Source organism: Planomicrobium sp. CPCC 101110, assembly GCF_007859395.1.
In the GTDB taxonomy this organism is placed as follows: Bacteria; Bacillota; Bacilli; order Bacillales_A; family Planococcaceae; genus Planococcus.
This window is the reverse complement of record NZ_VOHD01000011.1, coordinates 122,815-135,005: the sequence shown is the minus strand read 5'-3', so window position 1 is coordinate 135,005 and position 12,191 is coordinate 122,815. Positions and strand designations below refer to the sequence as shown.

Below are 12,191 nucleotides of genomic sequence, written 5' to 3'. Positions count from 1 at the left end.
TAAACAGGAGTGCAGCAGTTTTCCTGTCTTTTCATTTCATCTTCTTTAAGCAGTGATTACAGTAAACGATGCTGTTGTCTGGGTTATGAAGAATATCTTTAATACTGCCAAACACCTAGAGTTAGGCAGTTCGGTCTTCATTCTTCCAATAGACTCAAGAAAAAATCGATAAACCTTTTTGTATAGACGCCATTTTCATCCAATGAAGGATCCAAAATAGTGATTTCCATCCCTATGCACATAGAGTGATGGAGAAGCGGCTGAAGTAATGGAGCAAGCTCTTCATACGTAAACCCATCTTCTGCTCTACTGTCGACGACAGGCATTAGCTCATCGTTTATCACATCCACATCCAGGTGGATGAAAAATCCGTCCAAGAATTTTTCTTCAACCATCTTTAGAAACGCATCGACAATTTTAGCGGCACCCATAGAGCGTGCCCGATTCAGATCAAAGTAATGGATTTTAGAATCCAGGATTGGAGCGATATATGATCTGTCAAATTCTCGATTGCCGACGCAAAAAATATGGTCTTCTTGAACATAAGGTTTCAGTCCGTCTATATTCGTAATTGCTTCCTCTCCAAGGCCTGCAGCTATCGCCAGATCCATCCCTGCAATTCCACCTGTTTTCGAAAGGCTCGGAGTGATAAAGTCCGTATGCCCATCCACAAAGAACAGCCCATAACTTCCTTTTTTCTTCAACGCCAATGCTGCTCCAATCAGAATGCTGCAATCTCCTCCAATTAGCAGCTTAAAAGTATCGGTCCTTAGGTGTTTTCCCAATAGCAGTGCCTGTCGCTCAGCAAATTCAATCACCTGATTTTCGTTCAGCATCCCTGTCTTCAGATTATATTCCATCGAATAGAAAGGAGCCGGCAGTCCATAAACCGTATCTATACCCAGCGCTTCATAAAAGCCATGATATTTCAGCCATTTGGGCAGCGCCTTGACCCCAGGTTCAACCTCGTCCACTTTTCTCCGCAATCCAAGATTAGTAGGAAATTCAAATACCTCGATCGGTTTGTTGAGCATCTGGTGTCCCTCTCCTTACGATAAACATAATTTATTAGTATTCATACTGATATAATTGAAGTAGTGTCCTTTTTTCATTTGATTATAACAAGAAGAAAACACCTTACAATAAGACCTGCAGCCATTCGTTTCATCAGCTATTTGAGCTGCGAAAACGAACATTAGTTGCCTCCAAATGTTGATTCAAAGACATTTGAAAGACCGCATAAAAATAAAGGCTGCGGACGCAAAGGAATATAACTTCATATATGGTGCTTTTAAAAATGAACTTTACATTCTATTTATTTGTTTTTTTGGGCACAGTTTAGTCAAAACAATCCTCTAATTCCTATACTTAAATGGTATATTTATAGAAAGAAATTACGAACAAGTCTGTTGATGTTATGGCTTTTTGGCGCGTTAGATTAACTGATTGGGTAATTAAGAAAGGTTAATTTTCAACAAACGGACCAGATTATGAAACAACAAAATGTTTATAAAGGAATGAGACTATGGAAGTGTCTATGAATTTAGAACAAGCTACTTTTCATGTAGAAAAAACGAAATCACTGAAATTAAAAGAAGTAAATTTTAAGATTGAACCTAACATGAAAGAACAAAAAAGATTGTTTAGAACCTCATTATATAAATTGACAATTATCGCAGAAGTTAATAATCAAATGTATGAATTTGCAGATTATAATCTCAACCATAAGTTGATTTCACAGCTGGAAAAAGACCCTTCAAGATTTTTAGTTGGAGCAGAGCCACCATTTTTGTGTGGAACTAACTGGCCGGCTAGTGGAATATCTGAAGTTGTAGAGGCAAACAATGTACCTTTGGATTCCCTGATCATAACAGATGGAAATAATGTCATTGCTACAGTCTATAATGCTGAGATACCTATATTGACTAGCTGGTTTAAAAATTTAATCAATTAAAATAGGAGTAATTTAAAGAACTCATTAAAAGCTTTTAATAATGGAGATATAAAATCCCCTGGTTCAGTTGCTCATAATAATGTTTCGGCAAGTAAAAAGCAGCCAGTGAACTCCGTTAGCTATTATAAAAAGTAAATAAGGAACCGCCTGCATTTGAATTCAATTTGAGAAATTTTTATCTATTCCATCATAGGATATAGAGGTTTTTTATGAGGTAATTGACTAGGTTTTTAACTAGGTTTATTTGATATTACATAAAATTCCATGACATCAAAAAACGCCAAAACCCTTGATATGTCAAGGGTTTTGACGTTCTATGAAACTCCATGAAATTAATCTATGGAGACGGCGGGAGTCGAACCCGCGTCCAGAAACTCCGCTACTTGAGCCTCTACGCGTGTAGCTTACTTATTAGGGTTTCATGCGCCATTCTGCCAATAAGCGGGCGTCCTGGGCACTAACTTGCGAATCTCTTGCCGGCAGCTCAAGTGGCACTGCCGACCGTATCCCACTAAAGTTGAGCTTTACCCAGCCACATGGGCGATGGATAGATAAAGCAGATCCGAGCTTACGCTGCGAATGCTAGGTTTTGGTTTGTTTTGCCTGTTATTATAGGTACGTTGGTAACGAAGCCGATCCTCCGACGCGCAACCCAAGCCCAGATCATCCCTGTCGAATCCGTAACGTCCCCTCATTATAAAGGAACACGGAAGAAGCAAGGCTTCTATGCTTGTGTTATATAGATATTATAAGACAATAATGGTCTCACTACAAGTATTAACGGCTGCGGTCTTTCAGTGCGCGGTCAATCTCGCGTTTTGCATCTTTTTGCTTCAGGTCCTGGCGCTTGTCGTAGTTTTTCTTACCCTTACCGACGCCAAGCAATACCTTCGCATAACCGTCTTTTAGGTACATCTTCAACGGAATGATGTTGGAGCCTTGCTGCTTGGAAACGCCAATCAATTCGTTGATCTGCTTTTTGTGCAAGAGCAGCTTCCGGACTCTCGTCGGTTCATGGTTAAAAATGTTTCCTTGCTCATACGGCGCAATGTGCATATTCGAAATCCAGGCTTCACCGTTCCGGATCCGCACAAATGCATCGACTAGCTGCACTTTGCCTTTTCGCGCCGATTTGATTTCTGTTCCCTGCAAGACAATGCCCGCTTCGATCGTTTCTTCAATAAAATAATCGAATGTGGCCTTTTTGTTTTGTGCAATAACTTTGCCTTCACCTTTTGCCATCTTTTTCACCCCATGTACAGTTAAAAAGGGCGGCTATGGAGCCGCTCCTTTACTTTCTCTTTCTGCGGCTGCCTGATTTTTTCACAGCGCCTTCATAGAACTTTTTCTTTTTGTTTTTCGGCTTGCGCGTTGGTCCCGCTTCGCCTTGTTTTTTCGTTCCGGTGCCTTCTTTTTTCGTCGCCCGGATCACTTTAGGCGCATCTCTCCGTGGACGGCGCTGGCTTTGTACCATTCCGGAAATTTCAAAGTCGATTGACGACTCTTCCGGTTTAACGCCGATTACCTTAATCTTGATTTCATCACCGATGCGGAACTGTTTGTTCGTCCGTTCGCCGATCATCATCATTTGGCGGTCATCGAAACGGTAGAAATCGTCCGTCATATTCGATACGTGGACCAAACCTTCAATCGTATTCGGCAATTCGATAAACAAACCAAAGTTTGTAACCGAAGAAATGACACCATCAAACTCTTCCCCGATCTTATCCTGCATATATTGTGATTTCTTCAATGCATCGGTATCGCGTTCTGCATCAACCGCACGGCGTTCGCGCTCGGATGTATGTTCGGCGATCTCATCCATACTCGCTTCCCAGTGCATGATCGTCGCTCTTGATAAATCCTTATTGATCAAATACGTGCGGATCAAGCGATGGACGATCAAATCCGGGTAACGGCGGATCGGCGATGTGAAATGCGTATAGAATTCCGTCGACAAACCGAAATGCCCAAGGCTTTCCGCTGAATATTTCGCCTGCTGCATCGAGCGAAGCATCATCGTCGAGATGACCGGCTCTTCAGGCAGCCCTTCGATAGAACGAATGATTTTCTGCAATGCGGCCGGATGCACTTGGTTGCTCGTCCCTTTGACGACGATGCCGAAGTTGGTGACGAATTCGAAGAACCGCTGCAGTTTTTCCGGTTTCGGGTCTTCGTGGATCCGGTAAAGCGCCGGCACTTCCATGCGGTGGAAATGTTCGGCAACGGTTTCGTTGGCAGCCAACATGAATTCTTCGATCAATTTTTCGGCTACCGTCCGTTCGCGGACAACTACTTCGACCGGATAGCCTTCTTCATCCACCAATACTTTCGATTCTTTGAAATCGAAATCGATGGCGCCCCGGCGGTCCCGTTTAGCACGCAAAATAGCAGCCAGCTCGCCCATCAATTGGAACATCGGCACCAGTTCCGAATATTTCTCCTTCAGCTCCTGGTTATCTTTTTCAAGAATTTCGTATACGTCTGTGTAAGTCATACGGGCGGATGTGTTGATGACGCTTTGGAAGATGTCATGCGACAATAATTCTCCCATGTCATTGAAAATCATTTCACACGATAGCGTCAAGCGGTCCACTTGCGGATTCAACGAGCAGATGCCGTTGGACAAGCGGTGTGGAATCATCGGGATAACGCGGTCCGTCAAGTAAATACTCGTCGCCCGGTCATATGCTTCGCGGTCAATCGGAGAATCTTCCGTCACGTAATGGCTGACATCTGCAATGTGTACCCCAAGCTTATACGTTCCATCTTCCAATTTGATCACTTGTACTGCGTCATCCAAGTCTTTCGCGTCAGCACCATCAATCGTAACAATCTGCTGGTCGCGAAGGTCGCGGCGGTCCGTTAAATCGGCCGGATCGATCGTATCTGGTACATTATTCGCCTGTTCCAGCACGTCTTCCGGAAATTCGGTCTCAATGCCGTATTTATGAATGATCGACAGGATATCGACGCCTGGATCGTTTTTATGTCCCAGAATCTGTGTGACCATACCGGTCGCCGATTTATGCCCGTTCGGCCATTCGATGATTTCAACAACCACTTTATGGCCGTCTACTGCGCCTAACGTATTTTCTTTGGCGATGAAAATATCGATGTTCATTTTCTTGTCGTCAGATACGACAAACCCGAATCCTTTATTGTCCTGGAACGTTCCGACAACTTTTGTCGTACCCCGTTCCAAAATTCGGATGATGGCGCCTTCCCGGCGGTCCCCGGAAGATCCTTCTGAAATCCGAATCATCACCGTATCGCCGTTTACAGCTCCGTTCACTTCATTCGGCGGAATGAACACATCATCCATGCCCGCTTCTTCCGGCGCTACAAATCCAAAGCCTTTTGCATGTCCGATGAACCTTCCGCGCATTAAGTTCATGCGCTCTGGAACACCATAGCGGTTTGATCTTGAACGGACAAGCAAGCCTTTTTCTTCAAGCCTTACCAGTGTTTTCACCAGTTCTTTAAATTCATCTGCATCTTCAAAGCCGAATTGTTCTTCTATTTCCTGGACAGTCAACGGCTTGTACGCGTCTTCCCGCATAAAAGTCAATAACCGTTGATCAAGCGCCATTTCATTTGTCGCCATATAAACTCCTCCTTCTGACGGTCTCATTCACTCCAATCGAGCGAATCGAGAAATGCTAACACATCTTGGTGCAATTGTTCTTTTTCTTTATCGAGCGTGATAACATGCCCGGATTGCTCATACCATTTTAATTTTTTATCGAAAGACTCCACCTCTTCATAGATCACATTGGCGGAATCGGGATTGATGACATCATCCAACGTACCTTGGACGACGAATAACGGAGCGTATACGTGGTCTACATGCGCTCTAACGTCCGCGATCAAGTTGCGCAGATCCACCAATGATTCCATCGGCGTTTCCTGGAACTTCTTCATTTCTTCTTCGATAACTTCAGGGTCTTTTCCTTCATATTTCTTGTATTCGCGCGCATATTTTAATACGCCTTCATACATAAGTTCTGTCGTTTTCATGGTCATCGGCGCACACATGGTGATTAGTCCCTTTACAGGGAATGTATACCCTACTTTCAATGAAAATACGCCGCCCAACGATAATCCTGCGACCGCAATTTCTTCGTATCCTTCATCTTTTAATTTCTGGTAAGCGCCTTCTACATCTTTCCACCAATCGACTGGCCCTGTGCCAAGCAATTCTTCCGGCTCTACTCCGTGGCCGGCATAATGCGGCGCAAGCGACGTATAGCCGTTCTTCTCAAGAAAGCGCCCAAGCATCCGGACGTCCGCTGAATTCCCAGTAAACCCGTGCAGCAACAACACTGCACGCGGCCCTGATTTAAAGAAAAATGGTTTTGGCTGCGATATCCGCATCAAAATCCCTCCATTTAATGTGTTAATAGTACATTTAATATTTAATATTGCGATATCTATATTTCGTAAAACGGCTACGCTTTCCTGCGGGCTTGCGCCGAACTGACTCAAAACAGGTGCTCCTGCATCGCTGCGCTAGCTTCGTCGCAAAGACTTGCCCTCGCAGGCTTCGGTCAAGTCTTGACTAGCGCCCGAGTGGATTTCGGCACTTCGCTTTCCCGCGGGAGTCTCCGCCGTTTTACTCCATGGTAATGCTGTAAAAGAAAAAAATAACAATTTTTATTTTTAAAGAAAGATGTAACTTGGATTTCTTCCCTATGTTGCTTTAACTGCTTTATAGATGGCTTATACAATTTTGAGCAAACTTTCATTTTATAGGTACAAAAGAAAATACTTAAAAACTTTATTAAGCTAAGAAGAAGCACGGAAGGCGGCGACTCCTGCGGAAATAGCATGAGTCTTGAGACCCCGCAAGAAGCGCAGCGACTGAGGAGGCTCAAGCCATGCCCGAGGAAAGCGTCCGCCTGAAGGGCTTTCTTCTATACACTTCTTAATTTTAATTTATTTCTAAATCCCTATATCCCTATAAAAAGAAAACGCCTAACCAAAGATCGGTTAGGCGTAGATCATCTACATTAAACTTTCGTCACGGCGATAGCCAGTATAAAGAATAAGGCAGCAAGTACAATCGTTACCCGGTGAAGGATCAAATCAACTCCACGAGCTTTTTGCTTGCCAAAAAGTTGCTCAGCTCCACCGGAGATGGCTCCTGAAAGACCTGCACTTTTCCCTGATTGTAGCAATACGACAACGATCAATGCGAGCGATACGATGACGAGTAAAGTCATTAACAACGTATGCATAAATTCCACCTCCTGAAAAGAACCTAACAACATCTCTTAGTTTAGCAAAAATACTGAACTAAGACAATAGCAACAGGAAAAGAGGAAAATCGCTTATTTTCTTAAGTTATAGAAAGTTTTCAAACCTAAGTAGCTTGATGTGTCATTCAATTGGTCTTCGATGCGCAATAACTGGTTGTATTTAGCTACGCGGTCCGTACGCGACGGAGCACCAGTTTTGATTTGGCCGGCATTGGTCGCTACTGCGATGTCCGCAATCGTTACATCTTCCGATTCGCCTGAACGGTGGCTGATGACTGCTGTATAGCCAGCGCGCTTCGCCATTTCAATTGCATCGAAAGTTTCAGTCAATGTACCGATTTGGTTTACTTTGATCAAGATTGAGTTGCCGACGCCTTCAGAAATTCCTTGCGCCAATTTCTTCGTATTCGTAACGAACAAGTCGTCACCGACCAATTGGACGCGGTCGCCGATGCGCTCAGTCAACAATTTGTGGCCAGCCCAGTCGTTTTCATCCAAACCGTCTTCGATTGAAACGATCGGGTATTTGTTTGAAAGCTCTTCGTACCAGTCAACCATTTCTTCTGAAGTTTTCACTGCATTGTCGCCCGGCAAGTTGTAAACGCCTTTTTCTTTATCATAGATTTCAGAAGCAGCAACGTCCATTGCAAGTAAAACGTCCTTGCCTGGTGTATAGCCGGCTTTTTCAATTGCTTCCACGATAGTAGTCAACGCTTCTTCGTTCGATCCTAAGTTCGGAGCAAATCCGCCTTCGTCCCCGACTGCAGTGTTGTAGCCTTTTTCTTTCAAAACGTTTTTCAAGTTATGGAAAATCTCAGCACCCATGCGAATTGCGTGGCGGAAGCTTTCTGCTCCGACTGGCATAACCATGAATTCCTGGATGTCGACATTGTTGTCAGCGTGCTCGCCGCCGTTCACAATGTTCATCATCGGAACCGGCAATTGCTTCGCATTGAACCCGCCCAAGTATTGGTAAAGCGGAATATCCAAGTAATCAGCTGCTGCGTGGGCAACGGCCATAGATACGCCCAGAATGGCGTTAGCGCCAAGACGGCCTTTGTTTTCTGTGCCATCCAATTCGATCAGCGCTTTGTCGATTGATACTTGGTCAAGCACTGAATAGTTTTCAACGATTTCTTGAGCGATTTCCGTGTTAACATGCTCTACAGCTTTTAAAACACCTTTCCCAAGGTAACGGCCTTTATCGCCATCACGAAGTTCCACTGCTTCATGTTCCCCTGTAGAAGCGCCTGAAGGGACGATTGCGCGCCCGAATGCTCCGCTTTCTGTGAATACTTCTACTTCTACTGTTGGATTTCCTCGTGAATCTAATACTTCGCGTGCAAGAATGTCAGTGATAATTGGCATAAAAAACAGCTCCCTTTGGTTTAGTATAATGGTTTTCCAGTCATTTCTGCTGGTTGTTCAACATTCAATAATTTCAATACAGTCGGCGCCAAGTCTGCGAGAATTCCATCTTCCCGAAGAACCACGCCGTTTTTAGTGACGATGACCGGAACCTGATTGGTCGTATGCGCGGTCATCGGCAGCCCTTCTACTGTCACCACTTCATCGGCATTGCCGTGATCCGCCGTAACGATCGCTGAACCGCCTTTGGCGTGCAGGGCTTCTATAATGCGGCCCAAACATTCATCGACAGTTTCTATTGCGCGAATTGTCGGTTCAAGCATTCCGCTGTGCCCGACCATATCGGGATTGGCGAAATTCAAAATGATGCAGTCATGTGCATCGTTTTCGATTTGCTCCACCAAACGATCCGTTACTTCGTAAGCGCTCATTTCCGGCTTCAGGTCATATGTCGCCACTTTCGGAGAAGAGACAAGAATCCGCTCTTCGCCTTCAAACACATCTTCACGCCCACCGCTCATAAAGAACGTAACATGCGGATATTTTTCAGTCTCTGCAATGCGCAATTGCGTCAGCCCGTTCGCTGCCACCACTTCCCCGACCGTCTGATTCAGGTTCTGGCTGGTAAATGCGATGCGTGTCGACAGTTCGTCGCTGTAGGGTGTAAAGGAAATAAAGGAAAGTTCCTGCGGATGGCGCAGGCTTCTTTCGAATCCGCTAAAATCGTCAAGAACGAAAACCGAAGTCAATTGAATGGCCCGGTCAGGACGGAAATTGAAAAAGACCACCGAGTCCCCGGATCCAATAGTCGCTACCGGTTTGCCATCTTCTGTAATGGCAAATGGCATGATGAATTCGTCGACCACTTCCGTGTCGTATGACCGGGAAATTCCTTCGATGGCAGAAGAAGCTGTAGCACCGTCCCCGTCCACCAATACCCGGTACGCGCTTTCGACGCGCTCCCAGCGTTTGTCGCGGTCCATTGCGTAATACCGCCCGCTGATCGATGCGAATTTCCCGACACCGATTTCTTTCATCTTCTCTTCCGTTTTTTCCACATACGCAAGCGCAGATTTCGGCCCCACGTCGCGCCCGTCCAAAAATCCATGAACATAAACTTCGCTCAAGCCGTGCTGCTTCGCCAGTTCCAAAAGAGCGAAAAGATGCTCATAATGGCTATGGACGCCGCCGTCCGATAACAAGCCCATCAGATGCAGCGCTTTGCCGTTTGATTTGGCCTGAGTAATGGCTTCCACAAAGGCCGGATTCAGGTAAAAGTCGCCATCCCGGATGGATTTATTGATGCGCGTCAAGTTTTGATAAACAATGCGCCCAGCCCCGATATTCAAATGCCCGACTTCCGAGTTGCCCATTTGGCCTTCGGGCAAACCGACCGCTTCGCCTGATGCCGTCAATAAACTATGCGGATAATTGTTCCACAGTGAGTCGAAATTCGGTTTTTTCGCTTGCGCCACTGCATTGCCAAACGTTTCTTGGCGGCAGCCGAAGCCATCCAGAATAATCAGTGCTACTGGATATTTCCCTTTACGCATTCGAACCAGCCTCCAGCAATTTCACGAAGCTGTCGACTTCCAGGCTAGCACCGCCAACTAAAGCTCCGTCGATATGCTCCATGCCAAGCAATTCCTCAATATTGGCCGGTTTAACGCTGCCGCCATATTGGATACGGACTTTTCCAGCTGTTTCATCGCTATAAAGTGCAGCCACTTTTTCGCGGATGGTTCCGCAAACTTCGTTGGCGTCTTCCGCAGTAGCTGTTTTGCCAGTTCCAATCGCCCAGATCGGTTCGTATGCAATAACCAAGCCAGCGACTTGCTCTTCGGACAATCCTTCAATGCCTTGTGCCACTTGTTCTTCGACGATTTTGCTTGTTGATCCGCTTTCGCGCTCTTCCAGCGTTTCACCGACGCACATAAGCGGAGTCAAGCCGTTAGCAAAGGCCGCATGCACTTTCTTATTGACCGAAGCATCTGTTTCGTTGAAATATTGGCGGCGCTCCGAATGGCCGATAATGACGTATTTAACGCCGATATCAACAAGTTGGGCTGCGCTGATTTCGCCTGTAAACGCGCCTTCTTTTTCTTCATGCATCGTCTGAGCGCCGATTTGGAGCGGGCTCGATTGGGCTGAAATCACCAATTGGTTCAAAAACAAAGCAGGGGCGCAAATGACCGCATCCACTTTTTCTGCATCCGGAACAAGACCTTTTGCTTTTTCCACAAATTCCTTTGCTTCCGTTGCGGTTTTATACATTTTCCAGTTTCCTGCAATAATTGGTTTTCTCAAAAAAGCCACTCCCTTTTATCCAGCTTTAACCGTCAGCAATTTCCGCTATCGCCGGAGACCACTGACGATCAAGCTTAAATTGTTCGACCAAATGATTTTTTCTTATTTGTCGGTCAATGCTGTAACGCCAGGCAATTCTTTGCCTTCCATGAACTCCAGTGAAGCTCCGCCGCCTGTAGAAATGTGGTCCATTTTATCTGCCACATGGAATTGCTCTACTGCTGCAGCTGAATCTCCTCCACCGATAACGGTATAGCCCTCAGTGTTGGCCATCGCTTCCGCAACCGATTTTGTGCCATTCTCAAATGAAGACATTTCAAACACTCCCATCGGACCATTCCAAATGATCAATCTGGAATTAGCGATCACATCGGCATACAATTTTACAGTTTCCGGTCCGATATCAAGGGCCATCCAGTCGGAAGGGATTTCATCGATTTTGACTACTTTTGTTTCCGTGTCATTCGAGAATTCCTTCACGATGACCACATCGATCGGCAAATGAAGTTTAACGCCTTTTTCTTCCGCTTTTTTCAGGAATGACAGCGCCAACTCCATTTTGTCTTCTTCAAGCAGCGATGTCCCGATTTCAATGCCCTGGGCTTTCAGGAATGTATAGGAAAGGCCGCCGCCAATCAATAAGTTGTCCACTTTCTCCAACAAGTTATCGATAACGCCGATTTTATCTTTCACTTTTGCACCGCCGATGATGGCAGTGAACGGACGATCCGGCTCAGATAGCGCTTTTCCTAACACATCCAACTCTTTTTCAAGCAGCAATCCTGAAACCGACGGCAAATAGTTCGCGATTCCTGCAGTCGATGCATGCGCTCTATGGGCTGCTCCAAAAGCGTCATTAACGAAAATATCCGCTAAAGCGGCAAATTCTTTAGCCAACTCTTCATCGTTTTTCTCTTCGCCAGCGTGGAAACGGACATTTTCCAGTAAAATGACATCGCCTTCGTTCATCGACGCAATTTCCTGCTCTACTTTTTCCCCGACCGACTCGTCGAGGCTTTTCACATCTTTATGTAATAATTCACCTAACTTGACTCCAGCTGGAGCCAGTCTCATATCTTCATTGACAGTCCCTTTCGGTCGGCCTAAGTGACTTGCAAGTATTACTTTTGCTCCTTTTTCAATCAAATAGTTGATTGTAGGAAGAGCTGCACGGATTCTTGTATCATCCGTGATCTTGCCTTCTGACATCGGCACATTGAAATCTACCCGGCAAAATACTCGTTTTCCTTTTAAGTCTACGTCTTTCATGGTCATTTTCTTTTGCATGAAAATACCTCCCG

The 12,191-nt window shown here is 45.3% G+C and carries 10 protein-coding genes and 1 other RNA gene; 1 reads left to right on the top strand and 10 read right to left on the bottom strand.

Features of this window, described 5'->3' with window-relative positions; all coding sequences use genetic code 11:
- Window positions 1-137 precede the first annotated feature (137 nt).
- Window positions 138-1,034 (bottom strand): arginase family protein, encoded by an 897-nt coding sequence (locus FQV30_RS16495; protein ID WP_146501226.1) that lies wholly within the window; start codon window positions 1,032-1,034, stop codon window positions 138-140.
- 503 nt (window positions 1,035-1,537) lie between these two features.
- Here FQV30_RS16495 and FQV30_RS16490 point away from each other — a divergent pair.
- Window positions 1,538-1,954, top strand: coding sequence for a hypothetical protein (locus FQV30_RS16490; protein ID WP_146501225.1), 417 nt, complete (start codon window positions 1,538-1,540; stop codon window positions 1,952-1,954).
- A 337-nt stretch (window positions 1,955-2,291) separates the two neighbouring features.
- Here FQV30_RS16490 and ssrA read toward each other — a convergent pair.
- From ssrA to FQV30_RS16445, 9 genes are all read right to left on the bottom strand, one after another.
- Window positions 2,292-2,645, bottom strand: a transfer-messenger RNA (tmRNA) gene (gene ssrA / locus FQV30_RS16485).
- Window positions 2,646-2,731: 86 nt separating this feature from the next.
- Window positions 2,732-3,196 carry an SsrA-binding protein SmpB gene (gene smpB / locus FQV30_RS16480; protein WP_146501224.1) on the bottom strand — a complete coding sequence of 155 codons (465 nt, stop codon included), beginning with the start codon at window positions 3,194-3,196 and terminating at the stop codon, window positions 2,732-2,734.
- 49 nt (window positions 3,197-3,245) lie between these two features.
- The gene (gene rnr / locus FQV30_RS16475) at window positions 3,246-5,561 is read right to left on the bottom strand and encodes a ribonuclease R (RefSeq protein WP_146501223.1); all 2,316 of its coding nucleotides are present in this window, start codon (window positions 5,559-5,561) and stop codon (window positions 3,246-3,248) included.
- Window positions 5,562-5,584: 23 nt separating this feature from the next.
- Window positions 5,585-6,331 carry an alpha/beta hydrolase gene (locus FQV30_RS16470; protein ID WP_146501222.1) on the bottom strand — a complete coding sequence of 249 codons (747 nt, stop codon included), beginning with the start codon at window positions 6,329-6,331 and terminating at the stop codon, window positions 5,585-5,587.
- A gap of 635 nt (window positions 6,332-6,966) precedes the next feature.
- Window positions 6,967-7,194 carry a preprotein translocase subunit SecG gene (gene secG, locus FQV30_RS16465; RefSeq protein ID WP_106534161.1) on the bottom strand — a complete coding sequence of 76 codons (228 nt, stop codon included), beginning with the start codon at window positions 7,192-7,194 and terminating at the stop codon, window positions 6,967-6,969.
- A 93-nt stretch (window positions 7,195-7,287) separates the two neighbouring features.
- Window positions 7,288-8,583: a phosphopyruvate hydratase gene (eno, locus tag FQV30_RS16460; RefSeq protein ID WP_146501221.1), complete on the bottom strand. Its 1,296-nt coding sequence runs from the start codon at window positions 8,581-8,583 to the stop codon at window positions 7,288-7,290.
- A 20-nt stretch (window positions 8,584-8,603) separates the two neighbouring features.
- The gene (gpmI, locus tag FQV30_RS16455; protein WP_146501220.1) at window positions 8,604-10,136 is read right to left on the bottom strand and encodes a 2,3-bisphosphoglycerate-independent phosphoglycerate mutase; all 1,533 of its coding nucleotides are present in this window, start codon (window positions 10,134-10,136) and stop codon (window positions 8,604-8,606) included.
- Complete coding sequence (gene tpiA, locus FQV30_RS16450) at window positions 10,129-10,890, bottom strand: triose-phosphate isomerase (RefSeq protein ID WP_146501219.1); 762 nt, start codon at window positions 10,888-10,890, stop codon at window positions 10,129-10,131. Before tpiA ends, gpmI begins: the two co-directional genes overlap by 8 nt.
- A gap of 102 nt (window positions 10,891-10,992) precedes the next feature.
- Complete coding sequence (locus FQV30_RS16445; protein ID WP_146501218.1) at window positions 10,993-12,177, bottom strand: phosphoglycerate kinase; 1,185 nt, start codon at window positions 12,175-12,177, stop codon at window positions 10,993-10,995.
- Window positions 12,178-12,191: the final 14 nt, after the last annotated feature.